This window comes from Flavobacterium soyangense (assembly GCF_015277675.1).
Taxonomy (GTDB): domain Bacteria; phylum Bacteroidota; class Bacteroidia; order Flavobacteriales; family Flavobacteriaceae; genus Flavobacterium; species Flavobacterium soyangense.
Genome location: NZ_JADHEC010000018.1, coordinates 1 through 17,812, shown reverse-complemented (window position 1 = coordinate 17,812; position 17,812 = coordinate 1). Strand labels below are relative to the sequence as shown.

Sequence of the window (17,812 nt, the reverse complement as noted above, 5' to 3'; positions counted from 1 at the left end):
AAAATCAAACCGGTTGCCCTATTTCAATTTTTTGTCTATAACCATTCATTCCAAAGTTTATTTCTACTTTTTTTATTAGAAAATCGCCTTTGTTATTGTCCGAAGCTTCGATGTGAGCGATGTCGCATTTGTTTACAAATGGCTCTCCAAAGGTTTCAAAACTGCCTTTAAATCCAGTAGTTTTAAATCGTTTCAATTCGCTTTCTGCAAATATTCTCAACTCATCCATCCCTATGTTGTCGTGATACACCGTGTAGAGTTCGCCGTCTTTATCACCCACTTCAACTTCGGTTCTTTTGTTTTTGTCATCAATCGATATGGCTTTTACTTTTATTTTAACATCCTCAGCAATGCGATACACAAAGTCTTCACTTATTAGATTTTTGCCATAAATAAAACTTTCTTTCCGCCTGTTATCAAAAGGATAACCAAGTCCGACATACAGTTTTGAAACCCCGTTTATAATTCTAAAGTAAGCCCGCAAACCGTACTTACTTTTCATTTCGTTCAACTCCTCGGCGACGGTATCCTTTAACATTCGGTAAGAGCCTAAAGGAATATCGCCGTCTACTAATTCAAATGGTATTCCAGTTCCGTCTAGCAAGTCTGCGATTAATTGTTGCAACGTAACTTTCTTGTAACCTTTCTTTTTTGTTTCAACAGTTTTTAGTAAGAACATCCCGTCTTCGCATAGTATCTTAATAGGCTTCTTTGCATCTATGGTCCTAATGTATCCCACAAATCGAGTTTTCAAAACGCCGTTGTAACCCAGTTTAACCGTTATTTTATCGCCTCTTTTTATGGGCAGTTTAAAATTTTCAAAACCTTCCCAACTTATTTTATTAGGTAGCAATAATTCGCAGGTGTCTGTCAATGTTGCCATATCTTCAACAATGGTACAATTGTTTAGTGCGTCAAACTTCCACGTTTGCGCACACTCAATAATTATTTCACTTGTTAATACCAGCATCGTCTTGTATTTTTATTTCATACGGTGTATCGCTTAAAATTTGAATATTGAACGATTGCCTATTACTATGCGTTTCCTGAACCATTCCATAAGTTTTGACAACTACATTAGTGATGCCGAATAGGGTTAAAAAATCACTGTGTACTTCTAAAGTATCTTTGATTTTTAATGTCGCAATCACATCCTCTAATTGGGATAATGGATAAGCCTGACTATCATTAAAATCACTTTGTGTTTTTTGATCAATAGCATAACTGCTCACTGCCGCATCGACAGAAATTGTAAAATCGCCATCACTTATATATTCCTTTACCGTTCCGTCACGACCTTGCATTGGAGTGGTTACAATATTCTTTTCTTGATTGACTGTAATAATGCACTCCAACAGCTCCACTCTAACATTATTATACTGAAAAGCCAAACTCGTTAATGTTGGCACTCCGATATAGTTTGAACCCTGCAACTTTATATCTTCAGATGTAACCTTTAGCGGTGTAAATTTTCCATAAGAAAACGCAGCTGCAACTACACCCTGACTCGCTAATGTTATCGCTGCCTGTTCTGGACTTGGAAAATTAATTTGCATTAGTTGGCTAGGTTTACATCATTTACTGCCGTCAATAAAACTTCGGTAATAGATTGTTTGATACTTTCTTTGCTCTCTCTAATAGTTCCGCCAACGTGTATGTGCATATTCTCAATCAATTTGCCAATCGTTAGGCTTCTTGAACCCGAACTACCACCAGAACCGCTACTGTCTTTTTTATCTTTTGCGCCAACTCCCACAATGGGCTTTGTTGCTGGCATTACCGCACCTTTGGTAACATCAAATGCGTTTTTGTCTTTTTTGGCTTCGGGTTTTCCAACCACTTCAACCTTTTGTGTTTTGCCATTCTTAGCTTGATCAGCTTCAAAACTTGCCGCTCCTTTTTTCTCTCCCTGTTTGTATGCCGCTTTCACATCGGTCATCCCTTCGCTAGAAAACAGGGTTTTAAAGAATTTTTTTATAGGTGCAAAAACCCCTGTTAGTTTGTCCATAATTTTTTCAAATAATCCTACAATCCAATCCCAAATGCCACCAAAGGCATTTTTTATTGGTTGAATAAGCCATTCATCTATAAATTTTGCAAACCCCGTGAAAACACCACTAAACCAATCCCACAATCCGCTAAAGAAAGAGCCTATTGAGACTAATGCCCCGCTAACTTGCTCTACTATCCAATTGAAAACCCCAACCACAAAATCGGCAACGGTTGTAAAAACTGCCACAGCTTGCTCGTAAAGCCAAACAAATACGGCGGCAATACCGTTGAAAACCCATTTTATAAAATCCCAAATTTTAGTAAATACAAATTTGTAAAAAGTATAGTAGGCCATTATGATTGGTTTTACGACCATATCCCAAACTCGTTTTACAACGACCCCAATATTATGAAACACGGCTTTGGCCGCTTCCCAAACGCCGAATAGAATTTCTCTAAACCGTTTCGAGTGATCCCACAAATATTTAAAAACTGTCACCAGAGCAAGAACCCCGATAACTACCAGTCCAACAGGGCTCATTAACATTGCCAAATTCAAACCCATAACCGAAGCTGTAGTTCTATTTGTAGCAGTTCGAACACTGTCCATTGACTTTGCATATATTTTATTTACAAAAGCAGATATCGATGTTACAAAAGTGCTGTCAAGAATCATTGCTTTGCTTAATTGCAAACTGAGTTTCAACTTTTTTAAACTACCTTCATATTTACTCAAGCTATCTTTAACCGCTCCATAAACGGAGCTAATGGCGTTACCAGAAATGGCAAGTTTACCAGCCATATTTATAAATTCAAACATTCCTTGAGTCGCAGGTAATATTGGCTGTGCAAATTCAAAAAAGCTAATTTTAACGTCGTTTAAACCTGCTTTAAAACGGTTCATCCGTTCCTGATAACTGCCCATAACCACATTGGCCTGATCAATTGCAGTATTAGTTCCTGTAATCTTTTTTGCTAAAGCATCCTGACCATCCGCACTTTGTATCAATGCGATGGATGCAGCCATATTTTCTTTACCAAAAACCTTTGTCATCAATGCTGTATCGCCCATAACGGGTTTTAGCATTCGCAAACGATCGGTCAATGGAATACTCGCATCGGCAAGCGTAGTAGTACTAACGCCCATTTGGCTTAAACCAACTGCGGCATCTTTACTAGCAAATCGACCTTCGGAAAGTGTGGTTAAAACATTTCGCAATGCCACACCGCCTTCAGCTCCTTTTTTTCCTGCCTTATCCAGCATTTGAATAGCGGCGTTGGTTTCAACAAAACTTAATCCTGTGGTTTTTGCTACCATTCCGACCTGTTCTAACGCTTGTTTGATTTGTGGTAGTTCGGCAGAACCTTCTTTGGCACCTGCCGCCATAACATTCATCATATCGGCCATTGCTTTACTAGCCGCAATAGGATCGGCTGTAGAAACTCCGTATTGGTTCATCGCCGTAGTCAGAACCTCGGTTGCTGCCACTGTGTCGCCACCCATTGTTTTAGACAAAATATTTACATTATTGCCCATCAATTTCATTGCCTCACTACTTTTGGCAATCTCTGGTGATAATTGCGAAAGGATGAGTTTATACGAGTTTACGTTTTGACTGGCATCCGTTCCAAAGGTTTTCGCGCTTTGTCTAGCGGCTATTTCTATATCTTTCAAGCCTTGACCTGTTAATCCGGTAATAGCACTTAAATCCGCCATTTGAGAATTCAAAGCAATACCCGGAGCAATAACACCGTCTAATGTTTCTTTCAAAGTGTTTAATCCATCAACTGCTAATCCTACTGCCAATAATGACTTATAACAATCCCCAAAAGACTTTGTTATTTTCTTTGTACCCTCATTAACTGTATTTAGACCCTCATTCAGTTTTTGAAAAACTGCAGTGCCGTTTGTGTTAAATTGTATATTAAGAGAAATATTTTCAGCCATTATTTATATATTTGTGCAGTAAAACTTTTAACTATGAATTTTCTAAAGAAATTATTGTATTGGATAATTGGTTTTTCAATCTTTATTGGATTGTCTGCCATATTTCCAATTGCAGCACCACTAGTTATTGGAGTTCTTGTATTTCTTGCTCTGATGAACTTTGGCAAACGCATCAATAAGGATAACGGTTGTTAATTATTCACTTCCCCAAACAAATTTTTAAACATTTCGGCTTGGTTTTTCAACCGCCATTCCTCAAGCCATATCGCTTTTGCGTAATACTCTCCCCACTGGGTAACTTGTAATTTTTTGGGATTAATTCTAAAGTTGGCCATTATTATAGCATCACCCTGCATTGTTCCCACATCGTCCCCGCCGTTTTGCAGACGGGCTACAAGTTTTTTACGCTAACCGAAAAGGAATTCATGTGCTGTGCCAATCCTTCTAATGCTTTAAGTTTAGCAAAATCACGGTTGTTTATTTCTTCATCGGCTTTGACAATGCAGTTTTCATAAAGGGCAATTGTGCCTTTTATTTCGCTGTTTTTACCAATAGCTCCAGTGGCTTCAAGAACCTCAAAAGTGGGTTCTTTAAAAATGGCGTTGAAAGTATTTTCGCCTTGAGTGATTGCCACGATTACAAGAAATCCGTGCTTTCTTTTTAATCCTTCTACTTGTGGTTCTGTGAGTCCACAAACTAATTTTTCTGGTGTTGTTTCCATTTTGTTTTTGTTGTTTGTTTTTTTTAAACCCTCTCAAGTTATAAATCTTGAGAGGGTTAGGTTTTTTTATACTACGTGACTAATCACTAATTCCAGTTCAATCTCTTTACTCAAATCACCTTCTTTCCAGTCGAAAGTAGTTTTCTTGAACTCACAATTTTTCAAAGTATGTGTTACAATGGCTCCCGCTTCTGGCTGGTAAAGTACCACGATAGGAAATGGAGCTATATTATGCAACTTGCCACCTGGCGCAGCCGCCTGCATTGCAAATACAGTAGCCGAAAGCAACGTGATGGAACCAGTGGTTTTTACACGACCATAGCCACGAGATACTGGGTTACGACCAGCTCCGTAAATGTTTTCTTTTTCTTGCTCCTCCTCATATTTCACGGCTCTAATGCCTACTATTGGAGTGGCTGATATATTTACAATAATATCTGCCCAGCCGTATTCACGACCATTGATTAATGGGGTTAAATTTACTATTGGCATAACTTAAACTTGTTTTGCGAAACCAATGTTTACAACTATCTCACGCAATACACCTACAGGAACTACTTTTAGTGTTACTGTGATTTTTGAGCTAGCCAAAACATCTTGATCGGGGTTAATAAATACTTTAAATCCTGAAACCTCTCCATCACGTTCCATTTGCTCTAAAGCAATTGATGCAATCGCTTCTAAAGAGGCAATACTGTCTTCACTAATTAAACCCGTTGCAGGATCAATATAGATTGGACCCGAAATTTTAGGCAACAACTTAACGTAAACACCACGCTGTGCTTTATCGATGGCACGGTTGTTTTCGATAGTCATAAAATCGCTATCTACAGCCGTTGCAGTATAACTATCATTGAAGAAAGTGCCTGTATAACCAATGTGTTTCATTGGAAACAAATAACCTTTATCGTTAATAGCTTGAATTTGCGCAGGGGTAAAGTCGCTAACTAAGGTTCCGTCAATAAACTTGACAACGTCCAACTCTCGAGCTACAACTAAATCATCTGTCAATGACTTTGCGTAAGTTCCTGTAACTAGGTTTTGCTTCTCAACCCAACCAATGCTTTCGTGAACTTTGGCTTTAGAAATGGCACCCATTGTGGCACCAACTATTCCGACTTTTTTTCCAAAAATGCCAGAAACATAGTTGCCACGACCTGAACCGTCCTGACCAATACAAACACTCAATCTTTCGCAGCTTAAAACCCGAAGATTAGGCAAGGCTAAAAGATTAGCATTAGTGATATTGTGAAACGATATAACACCACTGCAAGGCATATTCGCGATTGCTAATTCGTTTAATCGGCTGTTTAGTGCTTCGGAAGCCGTTACTATAGTAGCAAAAACGGTCAATAAATCCACAACGCCTATTTGTCTTATTTTACCTTCCGCAAATTGTTGAAGCTGTTTTACATCGTTAAACTGTCCATCGTTCAGCAATTTAGAAACAATGTACAATTTAGATCCAGGATTAACCCTGAAATATTCCGACACGTGGTAATGAATCACCGGATGAGAGACGGCAGTGATGCCCATAGTAGCCAATTGCTCAACTTCTATAATTTCTACTTTAGCAAGCTCTGGTAATCCGTAAAATACCAAACCGCTTATGTGATCTTCGCCAGGCAATTGTCTGCCTAAACCACCACCCTGTCTATTAAATGAAACTGTATTCATATTACGCTGTAGTATTAACACCTTCTTGTGCGCTTGCTTTAGCAGCTGCCAACAAAGGATAGATTGTGTCTTTTTTCTCGTTTTCCGCTTCTAGTCCTAAGGCTTTGAATAATTTCAAAGCTTCTGGATATTTGGTGGTTTCAGGATCAAAATCGGCTAATGATTGAGCCAATTCTGCTTTTGCTTTTTCAGCAGCCTCAAATTCAGCCATTTCTTTATCAGAATCGGACAAATCTTCTTCGCCAATAACTTCCAATAAATTTTCGTTATAAACCGTTTCTACCGTTTTAAGCTCCAAATTTTTAGCGTAGTTATTAGCATCATTTTCATTATAAAAGGCTTGCCCATCTGAGGTTACAAATACCTTTTCTAAACTTGGGTTTTGTTCAAAAATTTCTTTACTCATAATTTTAAATTTTAGATTTTACATAGACCCAAATAGCTAATAACAATAAGAGTCCGGTATATATCCTGAATCCCCATATTTGTATTTGTTGCCAAAAAGTCAATTTGTTTACTTCAATAGTAATAGTCTTGGTAATAGTTTGAAATGTTGCCTTTTCAGTATCTTTATAATGGGCTAACAATTCCTGAGCTCTTGCCTCACAATCGACTCGAAGTGCATTATCTACAATCTGAACCTTCGGACTTTTTAAATTGCGTCCTGGTTCAGATTGGACAATGTTTTTAATGACTACTTTTCCGTTTTCGCACTCTAACAATGCTTTTAGTGAAGAGCTATCTTTTTCAATCTTGAAAATAGTATCGTGTACCGTTTCCTTTACCGTGATGGTTTGTGTTTTGTTTTCAGTCGTGGCGGGCTTCGAACTTCCGCAGGAAACCAGTACCACGAGCGAAAAAAACAACAACACAATGTGTTTTAAATTTTTCATTTTATGGGTGTTGAATAAATTATACTTTCTTTTTTTCTACGGTTTGTTAGTCCCGTGTTGATTTTTCCATTGGCTTTATTCCATTTTAGGAACTCATTTTCAATGGTTTTGTCGTTGGGATTTACATTTACTTTTTTTAGTAATGTGCTGTCGCCTAATCCTTCTGGAATATCATCGGCATCAATATCGGTACCTACGTTGTACGCCAAACTCACCAGCGTGTTAAACTGATTTTGATTCACTTTAGATTTAATAAGACTTGCAACATCTTTTGCAAACAAGTCTGCAGTGCTTCGAAACATCTGATCGGCAAACGCTTTATTTATTGGCGCATCTTTCATCGTTACTTTTCTACCGTTAGGATATACCGTGTTACCATAACCAATAGTTGGCACTCCTGCGCTGCACAAATAAGGTTTTAGTTTCAAACCCTCAAATTCTTGAATTAATTGATAACCCGCTTGATTTAGTTTCATTCCGATTTTCCGTTTAGTTGTTTGTACTTCCTGATTTCAACGGTTAATGATTCAATTTCTGCCATCAATGACTTAATCTTTACATCTTGCGCAGTAATAGTATCAATTGCCTCATTTAACCTTCTGGTGGCATCGTCCAACAAATTCCTGTAAAAATCAGCCGACTTAATTTCGTTGTCTATTTCAGTGCTTTTACGACTGAAAAACCAAGTGATTAAAGCGGCAAAAAATGCGGTAAGTGTGGGATATAAAAATTGCTCCATTTGGTTTTTATAAAAAAAGGCTACTACGTTTTGCAGTAGCCTTTTTGGTTATAATCTTTTTTCACTCCCCTCTCCTTTGGAGAGGGGCTGGGGGTGAGGACTAGTAAATTGCTCCAATGAATCTGCTTTCAAACGGCAACGCCATAAAGTAATGACGGTAGTTTAAAAGGTTCGCTTGGTTTCCTGTATCGGAAGATGCTGGAGTAAAATACTGCTTAGTCAATCCTGTTTTTTTAGCAATACCACCCGTCCAAAAAGCAACAGACCCCTCACGATCTCCAGCTTCTTTAACAGCTCCAAATGCTTTTTTAACACCGGCACTAGTGTATAATGGATTTCCGTTGTATTGGAACAATTCAAATCCTGCAATCATTGGAGCTGGCATTCCAGTTCTATAATTTACAAGTTGATCCCCAAAGTTTTTACGGTCAATCAATAAGTCATTCCAATGCTTAGTTGAAAGCACAATCCTTCTACCTGATGGATCAACTTCGTCAGCGTCAAATTGGTCTTTAAGCGCTACCAAATCATCATACTGTAAAGTCGCTATTCCTCCAACTGCCGTACCTGTGGCTGCAATTACTGGCGTAGCTGCGGTTGTAGAAGTTGGCGCAATAGAGTGGATTGCTTTTTTAAACTTTTTAGTCAAGATGGCTCTTGTATGACTAAGGGTTGTTGCATCGATTTTATCGTACGCAGAACCGATAATCTGATCGTCTGATACTGACGTGGCTTTGGTTTGGTACTTGTCAATTGACAAGACTACACCATCGTCAGAATAGGCTTGAATTGGAATAGGATAAACATTGTTGTTTACCAATACATCAGGATTAAAATTCGCTCTTGGAATATTAATCACGGTTAGCTCTGATGCAGAACCCTCTTCAAGAACCGTAAAGTCCGCGTCTAGTTCTGGAATACCGTCTAACCAAGTGGCAACCGCTTGGTTGGTTATGTTTTGAATAACCCTTTTAACCCAAATTTCTGGAAAATTCATATTTTCTTATTTAATTGATTCTACAAGTTTTTTGTACTCCTCTGGGTTGTCATTTTTGAATGACAATTGCAATTCAGTGCTCAACGCTTGGAAATCTTCAATAGTCGCAACTGTAGCAGCTCCGTTTCCTGTCGCAGTTTTAACACCTGCGCCAAAGTTTTGTTTACCCGGAATAGAGTCTAAAGTCGTTTCCAATACTTCTGGCGAAGCAATACCCAACTTTACAAAAGCTTCTTTTTTGTCTGCAGGGATTTTGCCCTGGATAATGGCCAAATCAACTTTATTGGTAGTCGACAATAACAAAGCAGCTTCTTGTGCTTCTTTAGCGGTTTGTGCTGCCAATTTCAAACCTTCGTTTTCAGACGTTAGTTTGGTTACTTGGGAGGAAAGCCCCAATACTTTAGCCTCAACAGCGGCTACATCTAGGCCGTCCGTTGGTTGGTCATCAAAGCCCAACGCCATAAGCGTGGCTACGCTTAATAGGATTTTTTTCATATTCGAATTTTTTGGATTTAAGTTTGGAGTGTTGGCACCTTGAACTGAAAGGCATAAGTTTTGTATTTCGGACTCTTCCATCAAATTTCCATCGATGCCATAAATAGCAATCGAATTTCTATTGGATGGTACCGGAACTATCGAAGCTTCGACCAATTCCCATTCTTTTAGAATAAGTTTGTCGCCTACACGTTCCATCGAATCCCAATTAGGCAAAATCCCCATCGATGCGCCTTTGATAAAATCACGATCTACTTGACCCGAGATTTCAAGACCAATCGGTCTGGCAACATCAAAGTTTGGTTCGGCTTTTATCAGGCCGTTTTCAACTTGAAGATTCAACCAATTCCCAATTACATTTTCATTCTTGTTAATGTGGTCGGACAGCATTACCGGATTGCTCTTAAAACGGTCTAGCTTTCCGCCAGATGTCAAAATAAAAAACCCGTAACTGTTTTGAACAGCATCGTCATTCAGGATAAAAATTTTTGGTTTTGGCATTGCTTATTTTTTCAGTTTAATAATGCGATTTGCTCGCTTTTGAGATGACAAAGATTAGCCAAACCCAACGGCTAAAAAAATAGTTGCACGGCAGTTGAACACTTGTTTACCAAGACTTAACACAGTTGTAAAGCAAGTAAACAGAAATTTTTTTAAAGGGGGTCAATACGTCAATTTTGCTAGTAAATAGTATAAGATGGGAGTTAAAAAACAGGTTGAACATGACTTGGCAAAACGGTATTACATAAATGACGGACTTACCCAAAAGGAAATTGCCGACCGTTTGAAATTGACTGAAAAGACAGTTGGTACTTGGGTAAAAAATGGGCATTGGGATAAGGAAAAAACATCTTTATTGGTAACCAAGGACAATCAAATCACGGCATTATATGGTCAATTACAAGCCGCTAATGACGAGATAAAAACACGTCCAGTCGTTCGTGACATTCCCAATTTTATGCTAAAGCCTATAAAATTAAAAGACAGCTTTGGTGACGAAAAACTAGAATACCCAAAATACACCCCAGAGGATTATCCTATCATCGTGGGGAACTTTCCAAATTCAAAAGACACGGACATCATTTCGAAGCTCACAACCGCCATCAAGCGATTGGAGACCGAGACCAATATTGGCGAAACCATATCAGTTGCCAAAAACATCATCCTATTTGTTAGAAGTATTGATCCGCAATTTGCCAATCAATTAACCATCTATTGCGATGCTTTCATTAAACAAAAAATGACGGATGGCACTAAGTAGAAAAGACAGGGAACAACTTTTGGGTTGGGATGATTTTGTCACGAATCAGTACAGGGCAACGCCTGTTGATTTGAACGAAAACGCAACCGAAAAGCTAAAAAGAATAGCCGATTTAGAAGCGAATCCAGAAAAATGGTATAAATACTATTTTCCAAACTTTTACACTTCCGAGCCAGCTCCATTTCACACCAAAGCTACCAAGCGGGTTCTTGCGAATCCAGAATGGTATGAAGTGCGTTCCTGGGCGAGGGATTTGTCCAAGTCCGGTAGAACGATGATGGATGTCTTATTGCTCGCAATGACAGGCAAAAAGAAAACCATTATACTGGTTTCTGCCACGTATGATGATGCGGAAAGGCTGTTGAAACCATACAAAACCATTCTTGAAATTAATGATCGTTTAAAGAATGATTATGGAGACCAAAAAGCGTTAAGTGGATGGGAAGAGGGCGATTTTACCACCAAGAAAGGCGTTTCATTTAGAGCCGTCGGAGCGGGTCAGTCACCTCGTGGAACCCGTAACGATGCAGCACGTCCTGACTTGATTTTGATTGATGATATTGACACGGATGTAGATTGTAACAATCCTGATACCATAGAAAAAAAATACCAATGGATTGAAACGGCATTAATTCCAACCCGTTCTATATCGGTGCCGTTATTGATTATTGCCTGTGGCAACATCATTGCCAAATATTGCTGTATTACCGAAATGGCCAAGAAAGCCAACGTTCACGACATCGTAAACATTCGAGACAAAAACGGAGTTTCTACTTGGCCAGAGCGAAATACTGAAGAGCTTATTGATTTAGCCTTTAGAACAATGACTACCAGTGCCATTCAAAAGGAGTACTTCAATAATCCTATCCGTGTTGGTAAACTATTCAAAAAAGTGCATTGGGCTAAATGTCCACCACTTCGAGCTTGTGAACACGTGTTGGTGTATTCCGATCCAGCCACCAGTAATAAAGACAATAAAAGCAGTTCCAGAAAATTTACAGGAGTGATTGGCTACCGTCAAGGAAACTTTTATTTATACAAGGTTTGGTTGGATAATATGACCCAGAGAACCTTTGTAAACAACCTCTATCACGCCCACGATTGGGTGAAGGAAAGAAAAGTAGACACTTTTAAAAACTGGATAGAAAACAACTCGCTCCAAGATCCTTTTTGGGAGCAAGTTTTAAAACCGCTGGTTAAAGCAGTGGCGAAAATACTTCGCAGAATACCGCTATTTATGTCATTAGACAAAAGGTCAAAAGGCGAAAAATACACCCGTATTGAGGGAACTTTAGAGCCTTTGCACAAAGAAGGATGTTTGTATTTCAACATTGACGAAAAAGACAATCCATATATGCAAACTATGGAAGAGGAATTTTTAGGAGTAGCTCCAAACTCAAAAATGATGGACGGTCCTGATGGATTAGAAGGCGGTATTTGGATCATTCAAAATATTGCAAGTAAAGAAAATTCAGAGTACCACGTAGGTCACATTAACAATCGTAAATATTAAAATTATGAGAATAGTAACGTATCAAGTAGGTGTTGATTGTTTGGGCTTTCCCATTTATGTGGAGCATTATGTTTGGCAACACAAGGGACTTCAAGATAAAAAAGAACGAGTTCACGCCTCGAACAAAATCATAAAACAGCATTAATATGTTTATCACCAAAGAAGATTTAGGCAGTGTCATTTATGACTATCAACTAGACCAAATTACCGAGGGTAACGATGATCTAGTTGCTCAGGCTTGCAACGCTGCCATCGAAGAGGCAAGAAGCTATTTGACTCCAAATACCGATAATAAAAAGTGGTTAGACGGTAGATTATTGTATGATGTAGAAAACATCTTCAACAAAACAGGAAACGACCGTCATTCTCTGGTGGTGCAACACTGCTGTACACTGGCAAAATGGTATGTAGCCGAATTGTGCAATGCCGACTTTATCTATGAAAAAGCAAAAGACCGTTACGACCGTGCTACGAGTTGGTTTACCAAAGTAGCCACAGGCACAATAAACGTTTCCTCATTGCCACAATTAGTGCGTGACGAAACCACAGCAGGAGACAAAAACCCTTTTGAATTTGGTTCAAGAGCAAAATTTAATCACGATTATTAAGATGGGAAGTATTTCAAATTTTTTAAAAAATCCTTTTGGCCAAAAGACCGAAACGGTAGACCTTGGGCTCAAATCGACTAAAGCAGGAAACAGCTATATTCAGAATATAGTTCCTAAAACCATTAGCCAAACAAGGCAAGATATAAAGACCTGGACTAATGCTCAAAATATGGCAATGGTAGAAGAGAACCCAAAATTCTTTCCTATTCAAAACTTGTATGACAATATCCTGAAAGATTTACACTTGCAATCACAGGTTAATAATAGAATGCTTAAATCATTGAGCCGACCTTTCAGTATCAAAAATGCCGATGGAAAAACCAACGATGTTTTGACCACTTTACTTCAGGACAAAGGTTTTGTTTTTCAGGTAAACAAAGCCATTTTAGAAACGGTTTATCGTCGCCATTCATTAGGGGAATTCTCGTATAAATTGGTAAACAATGAGCCTGTTCTAACCTTTGATAGTATTCCACGTCAGAATGTTGATCCTGTAACGGGTTATCTTTATTATGACTATACCGATGACAAAAAAATTAAGTACCGGGAGCAAAAAGAATACGGTTCCTGGTTGATTGAATTTGGCGAAAAGAACACCACTTTAGGCTTATTGGATGGTTGTGTACCGATGGTATTGTTCAAACGTTTTGGAGGCAGTTGCTGGAGTGAGTTGTGTGAGATTTATGGTATTCCGCCTCGTGTGATGAAAACCAACACCCAAGACAAAGTAATGGTCAATCGTGCCAAACAAATGATGGCCGATATGGGTTCGGCTGCCTATTTCATCATTGATGATTCTGAAAGCTTCGAGTTTGCCAAAGGAGTAAGTACTAACGGCGATGTCTATTCTAATTTATTGAGCTATTGCAACAATGAGTTATCAATGGGAGTATCTGGAACCGTAGTAGGTCAGGACACCAAAAACGGCTCGAACGGAAAAGAAAAAACCTCGATTGGCATTCTTGACGATTTAGTAGATAGTGATCTTTCATTGATAGAACAATGTTGGCGTGACACCGTAATTCCTGCTTTACAAGTCTTGGGAATCCTCCCTGCAGGTGTGTTGTACAAATACGATGCAACCGAAGATATAGAAGTGCTTTGGAAAATGGTTGTGGAAGCTGCAGCCTTTTTAGAAATTGACCCTAAATGGGTTGAAACTAAATTTGGCATCAAAGTTATTGGAACAAAAACAACGGCACAACCTGCCAATTTATCACTTAATCTAGGAGAGGGTTTTTTCGTGTAGGGACAGGTCGCGACCTGTCCCTACAAACGGAACCTTACTTTAACGCATTGCATTTACGAATTTCCAATTTGTACAATTGCGGTTGTGAAGACTGCAACGCAAAAGCCGGGCAATTGAATTTAGCAATTAAAGACCAATTTAAAGGACTTTTAAACACTGGTGAAAATGCCTTTAAACGCCTGCACGAAAAAGGGAGTTACAACCCAAAAGACTTGCAAACGGAGAAAGCGTATCAGGATCTAATTAACCAAACCTATGATGTTTTCAATTTTGCGATTACCGATAACGGTATGCCTGAAACAATGCGCACAGCATTGCAAAGTGATGCTTTCCTTTTTGGCGGACTCAAAACCCACGCACAATTATTCGAAGCTTCAAAACTATTGTTAGACGATAAAGGAAATTTGAAACCCTTTGCTCAATTATCGAATGAATTTGACAAACTAAATTCAACCTACAACCGCAACTATTTGAATGCTGAATATGAGTTTGCCGTGGGTTCCTCACAAATGGCAGCCAAGTGGAATGAGTTTAGCGATAACGACCGTTATGAGTTGCAGTATAGAACCGCAGGAGACAACAGAGTACGTGACGAACACGCTGCACTAAATAATATCACGTTACCAAAGTCTGACCCGTTCTGGAGTTCTTATACGCCACCAAACGGATGGAATTGTAGATGTACAACCGTTGAAGTTTTGAAAGATAAATACGAAGGTGATGGTTATTTGAAAGACAGCGAAAAAGCCATTAAGAAAGGTGAAGCTGCGACCTCTCAAATAGGCAAGGACGGTAAGAACCGTTTAGAAATATTTAGATTTAATCCTGGTGCGGATAAAGTGCTTTTTCCTCCAGCGTATCCTTATGGGAAAGTGGCGGGTGCGAAAGCGGCAGAGGAAGCTTTAAAGAAGAAAATAGAGAATCCAAAACCTTTAGAAACAACAGCAGATGTAAGTAATTATTTTTCAGAGTTTGCAAAAAACAATCCCGAATATTTCGAGCGCGGATTTAAAGAAATAAAACTGACCAGTCAAAAGGGTGTCAACGGGTTTACAGATATGAATGGAACTATTGCGCTAAAAAAGGATGTTTTAAACTCAATTAAAGACGGATTAAATACCATCAAACGAGGCGAAAAAACAACTTTTAAGCAAGAAGAAGCATTCTCTACATTACATCACGAAATGTGGCACAATGCAAACAAACCAGGCAACGTAGGCTTAAGCAAAGATGGCACTAAAGTAATGGAACTTGCTAATGAATTTGTAGCTAGAAATACACTAGGCGATTTTATGAAAAAGCTCGGGGGCAATTTAGAGCATTCTGAATTAACGACCAATCGAACCAATACGAGTTATAATACAATGGTTCGTAATTACGACCAATTAATTGCATTTGCTAAAGCAGACAAAACGAAGGTTTTAGAAGATGTAAAAAAAGGATTGATTGATAAAAAGTATGTTGAACAAATGGATGTACTTGCTAATGCAATAAAAAAACATAGTTATTATGATATTGAAGAAAAAACAGCGAGGGGGTTTATTGCAGCAACTTTAAAAGACAAAATAAAAGAAACGGACTATAACAACTTATTGGAATACAATAAAAAATTATTCAAGGCCAAAGGTGGATAATTCCTCTTGAAATTCATTTTCTATAAATTTTTTAAGCTCCTTATCTTTTGTAACATCGGCAAACTCTAATAAAAAAAGAACAATACCACGTTCGTCGCTGTTTGAGGTATATTTCAAATAATCCTCTTTAGTAGGAAACAAAAAATCAGGCTCCCAAAATTGTTTAATAATTTCGGGATCATCAGTAAGGTCAAAGATTGATGCTTTGCGTAAGTCCAGTGATTTCCATTTCATAGCAACAAAATTAGTAAATGTTATTTGAATAACAACGTTTTAAGCAATAAAATAATTATGGTTGACTTTATAAAAAATATTCTTTCGGACATTCGAGTAGACTTAACCGATGAGTTTGACAGGAACTTTGAGCGCAAAGCCTTCTTTGACAAGCCTTGGGAAAACACCAAAATTCCCAACCGAAGAGGCAGCTTAATGATGAGAACCGGTAAGCTCCGCCGATCTGTTAGGTCAAAGCAAACGAATAATGAAATAACCTGGTCCAGTAGTTTGCCTTATGCCAGTTTGCAAAACGAAGGTGGCGAAATCATTGTAACCGAAAAAATGAAACGTTTCTTTTGGGCGATGTTCTACAAGGCAAACGGTGCCGTTACATCTGGTAAGGGTGAAAGAAATAAAAAGCTAACTGCGGAAGCTGTAACTTGGAAAGCTTTAGCCCTGCAAAAAGTAGGTGCCAAAATGAAGGTAAAACAACGCCAGTTCATAGGTGATCATCCACAAGTGAGACAACGAATTGAGCACGTTGTTAATTTGAATATGAAGGAACTAGAAAAAACAATTTTTAATAAACTCAAACGATGAAGGTAGTTTTAAAAAGCATTCAGGACAAATTAGCCACAATTCCAGCCTTGAAATATGTGGACGAAGATTGGGGACAATTAGACGATTATTCGCCGCATCCACCCACTCAATTCCCATTGGCATTGATTGACATTGGAAGTTTGCAATATAGTGACATTGGTCGTGATAGAACCGCCACACCCCAAAACCGACAAATGGCTACTGGTACAATAGTAATCAGTATTGCCAACTTGAAACTAACCAATACTAGTGCCAGAGCGCCACAAACACAAAAGAATCAGGCTTGGGCTATTTGGGATATTGTAGAGAGTGTACACGCAGAATTACACGGTATAGTTGTTGGAGGTTCCGCTGGCGCTATGATGCGTACAGCGATGCGAAAAGTGAAGCGTGACGATGGTATTCAGGAGTATGAAGTGACTTATACTATTGGCGTGAGCAACGTTTAAAACAATCTCGTTTGAGTGGATATTAAGTCCTCAATTTTTTTGAGTTCAGAAGTTACCGGAGTACAAAGCACTTCGTAAAGCGTTGTGCGTGAAATGGGGTAAACAGGACAAATGTATTTTCGCCAAACCACGGTTGTGGGAATATCTTCGGTCTTGTGCTTTTGGTATAGTTCTTTAATAAGCCTATATCGTAACAGCTTATTCCTTTGAATTCCAAGACTACGATTGATAGATACTGACATATAGGCAAATGTAAATAACTTTATTGTAATAAAAAACCCGATTTTTTAGGTCGGGTTTTGGAATTATCTACTGGATAAAAATCTATATTTTGTTTCGCCTTTATAGAAATGAAAATTATAATTCTTGTCTTTATCTATAAATGCTGTGTAGTTAAAAGTATTGGTGAAATCAGCATAAGTAGCATTGGGATAAAATGCCTTTTTAATAATTGGGAACATTATTTCTGCAGCTGCAAAAAACTCATAAATCTTGACACCGTATTGATTGGCTTTGCCTTTTCTAGCTTTAGCCTCAGCAATCCTTAGATTATCAATGGATGTAATTTGACTGTAAATATTATTAAGTCGTTTCATTTCTTTGCTTTGATTGGCTCGCTTTCGATTGCTCTACTAACGAACCTATTAAAATTGTGTTTTTTTGCCGGGGTGGCACGGTTTGCATCGAAATAATATTTTTACATGGTGGGAGCTGCAGTTCGTATTCGTGTTCCAGTTATCGACATTGTTCAACGACCAGCCCGAAGAGGGAGACCGAACAAGAAACCACAGCTTTCAATGCACAACCTTTATGATTTACA

24 protein-coding genes are annotated in these 17,812 nt (G+C 38.4%); 9 read left to right on the top strand and 15 right to left on the bottom strand.

Annotated elements, in window-relative coordinates; genetic code table 11:
- Positions 1 to 4 precede the first annotated feature (4 nt).
- Genes IR213_RS09305 through IR213_RS09295 form a run of 3 tightly spaced genes read right to left on the bottom strand, consistent with a single transcriptional unit; the run spans position 5 to position 3,940 of the window.
- A complete protein-coding gene (locus tag IR213_RS09305) occupies positions 5 to 970 on the bottom strand; it encodes a hypothetical protein (RefSeq protein WP_194312037.1) in 966 nt (321 codons plus the stop codon).
- Positions 951 to 1,556: a DUF6046 domain-containing protein gene (locus IR213_RS09300; protein WP_194312036.1), complete on the bottom strand. Its 606-nt coding sequence runs from the start codon at positions 1,554 to 1,556 to the stop codon at positions 951 to 953. The genes IR213_RS09305 and IR213_RS09300 overlap by 20 nt, the downstream gene beginning before the upstream one ends.
- Entirely contained in the window at positions 1,556 to 3,940 is a 2,385-nt protein-coding gene (locus IR213_RS09295) for a phage tail tape measure protein (RefSeq protein ID WP_194312035.1), read from the bottom strand. Before IR213_RS09295 ends, IR213_RS09300 begins: the two co-directional genes overlap by 1 nt.
- Before the next feature lie 33 nt (positions 3,941 to 3,973).
- Here IR213_RS09295 and IR213_RS09290 point away from each other — a divergent pair, with 33 nt between their 5' ends.
- Positions 3,974 to 4,135, top strand: coding sequence for a hypothetical protein (locus IR213_RS09290; protein WP_194312034.1), 162 nt, complete (start codon positions 3,974 to 3,976; stop codon positions 4,133 to 4,135).
- A gap of 196 nt (positions 4,136 to 4,331) precedes the next feature.
- On the opposite strand, the gene IR213_RS09285 is transcribed toward IR213_RS09290, so the two are convergent.
- The 9 genes from IR213_RS09285 to IR213_RS09245 form a co-directional block, all read right to left on the bottom strand.
- Positions 4,332 to 4,661: a hypothetical protein gene (locus IR213_RS09285; protein WP_194312033.1), complete on the bottom strand. Its 330-nt coding sequence runs from the start codon at positions 4,659 to 4,661 to the stop codon at positions 4,332 to 4,334.
- Between the two features lie 66 nt (positions 4,662 to 4,727).
- Positions 4,728 to 5,153 (bottom strand): hypothetical protein, encoded by a 426-nt coding sequence (locus tag IR213_RS09280; protein ID WP_194312032.1) that lies wholly within the window; start codon positions 5,151 to 5,153, stop codon positions 4,728 to 4,730.
- Between the two features lie 3 nt (positions 5,154 to 5,156).
- On the bottom strand, positions 5,157 to 6,338 hold the full coding sequence (locus IR213_RS09275; RefSeq protein ID WP_194312031.1) for a DUF2586 family protein: 1,182 nt from the start codon (positions 6,336 to 6,338) through the stop codon (positions 5,157 to 5,159).
- Between the two features lies 1 nt (position 6,339).
- On the bottom strand, positions 6,340 to 6,744 hold the full coding sequence (locus IR213_RS09270; protein ID WP_194312030.1) for a hypothetical protein: 405 nt from the start codon (positions 6,742 to 6,744) through the stop codon (positions 6,340 to 6,342).
- A gap of 4 nt (positions 6,745 to 6,748) precedes the next feature.
- Positions 6,749 to 7,231, bottom strand: a complete 483-nt coding sequence (locus IR213_RS09265; protein WP_194312029.1) for a hypothetical protein — start codon at positions 7,229 to 7,231, stop codon at positions 6,749 to 6,751.
- The gene (locus IR213_RS09260) at positions 7,228 to 7,707 is read right to left on the bottom strand and encodes a lysozyme (RefSeq protein WP_194312028.1); all 480 of its coding nucleotides are present in this window, start codon (positions 7,705 to 7,707) and stop codon (positions 7,228 to 7,230) included. Before IR213_RS09260 ends, IR213_RS09265 begins: the two co-directional genes overlap by 4 nt.
- Entirely contained in the window at positions 7,704 to 7,970 is a 267-nt protein-coding gene (locus tag IR213_RS09255) for a hypothetical protein (protein WP_194312027.1), read from the bottom strand. Before IR213_RS09255 ends, IR213_RS09260 begins: the two co-directional genes overlap by 4 nt.
- A 100-nt stretch (positions 7,971 to 8,070) precedes the next feature.
- A complete protein-coding gene (locus IR213_RS09250; protein ID WP_194312026.1) occupies positions 8,071 to 8,967 on the bottom strand; it encodes a phage major capsid protein in 897 nt (298 codons plus the stop codon).
- Positions 8,968 to 8,973: 6 nt separating this feature from the next.
- Positions 8,974 to 9,963: an HK97 family phage prohead protease gene (locus tag IR213_RS09245; protein WP_194312025.1), complete on the bottom strand. Its 990-nt coding sequence runs from the start codon at positions 9,961 to 9,963 to the stop codon at positions 8,974 to 8,976.
- A gap of 196 nt (positions 9,964 to 10,159) precedes the next feature.
- Here IR213_RS09245 and IR213_RS09240 point away from each other — a divergent pair, with 196 nt between their 5' ends.
- The 6 genes from IR213_RS09240 to IR213_RS09215 all read left to right on the top strand — a co-directional run bounded on the left by IR213_RS09240 (position 10,160) and on the right by IR213_RS09215 (position 15,727).
- Positions 10,160 to 10,723, top strand: coding sequence for a response regulator transcription factor (locus tag IR213_RS09240; protein WP_194312024.1), 564 nt, complete (start codon positions 10,160 to 10,162; stop codon positions 10,721 to 10,723).
- On the top strand, positions 10,710 to 12,236 hold the full coding sequence (locus IR213_RS09235; protein WP_194312023.1) for a hypothetical protein: 1,527 nt from the start codon (positions 10,710 to 10,712) through the stop codon (positions 12,234 to 12,236). Before IR213_RS09240 ends, IR213_RS09235 begins: the two co-directional genes overlap by 14 nt.
- Positions 12,237 to 12,240: 4 nt before the next feature.
- Positions 12,241 to 12,381: a hypothetical protein gene (locus tag IR213_RS09230; RefSeq protein WP_194312022.1), complete on the top strand. Its 141-nt coding sequence runs from the start codon at positions 12,241 to 12,243 to the stop codon at positions 12,379 to 12,381.
- A 1-nt stretch (position 12,382) separates the two neighbouring features.
- Positions 12,383 to 12,844, top strand: coding sequence for a phage protein Gp36 family protein (locus IR213_RS09225; protein ID WP_194312021.1), 462 nt, complete (start codon positions 12,383 to 12,385; stop codon positions 12,842 to 12,844).
- Positions 12,810 to 14,093, top strand: coding sequence for a phage portal protein family protein (locus tag IR213_RS09220; RefSeq protein WP_194312020.1), 1,284 nt, complete (start codon positions 12,810 to 12,812; stop codon positions 14,091 to 14,093). Before IR213_RS09225 ends, IR213_RS09220 begins: the two co-directional genes overlap by 35 nt.
- 113 nt (positions 14,094 to 14,206) lie before the next feature.
- Positions 14,207 to 15,727, top strand: coding sequence for a phage head morphogenesis protein (locus IR213_RS09215; RefSeq protein ID WP_194312019.1), 1,521 nt, complete (start codon positions 14,207 to 14,209; stop codon positions 15,725 to 15,727).
- Here IR213_RS09215 and IR213_RS09210 read toward each other — a convergent pair.
- Positions 15,704 to 15,961 (bottom strand): hypothetical protein, encoded by a 258-nt coding sequence (locus IR213_RS09210; RefSeq protein ID WP_194312018.1) that lies wholly within the window; start codon positions 15,959 to 15,961, stop codon positions 15,704 to 15,706. The genes IR213_RS09215 and IR213_RS09210 overlap by 24 nt on opposite strands.
- A gap of 57 nt (positions 15,962 to 16,018) precedes the next feature.
- Between IR213_RS09210 and IR213_RS09205 the strand changes: the two genes are divergently transcribed.
- Entirely contained in the window at positions 16,019 to 16,543 is a 525-nt protein-coding gene (locus tag IR213_RS09205) for a hypothetical protein (RefSeq protein ID WP_228479149.1), read from the top strand.
- Positions 16,540 to 16,992, top strand: coding sequence for a hypothetical protein (locus tag IR213_RS09200; RefSeq protein ID WP_194312017.1), 453 nt, complete (start codon positions 16,540 to 16,542; stop codon positions 16,990 to 16,992). The genes IR213_RS09205 and IR213_RS09200 overlap by 4 nt, the downstream gene beginning before the upstream one ends.
- Here the strand turns inward: IR213_RS09200 and IR213_RS09195 are convergent.
- A complete protein-coding gene (locus tag IR213_RS09195) occupies positions 16,989 to 17,234 on the bottom strand; it encodes a hypothetical protein (protein ID WP_194312016.1) in 246 nt (81 codons plus the stop codon). The two genes, IR213_RS09200 and IR213_RS09195, sit on opposite strands and share 4 nt — an antisense overlap.
- A 63-nt stretch (positions 17,235 to 17,297) precedes the next feature.
- Entirely contained in the window at positions 17,298 to 17,588 is a 291-nt protein-coding gene (locus tag IR213_RS09190) for a hypothetical protein (RefSeq protein WP_194312015.1), read from the bottom strand.
- Between the last annotated feature and the right edge of the window lie 224 nt (positions 17,589 to 17,812).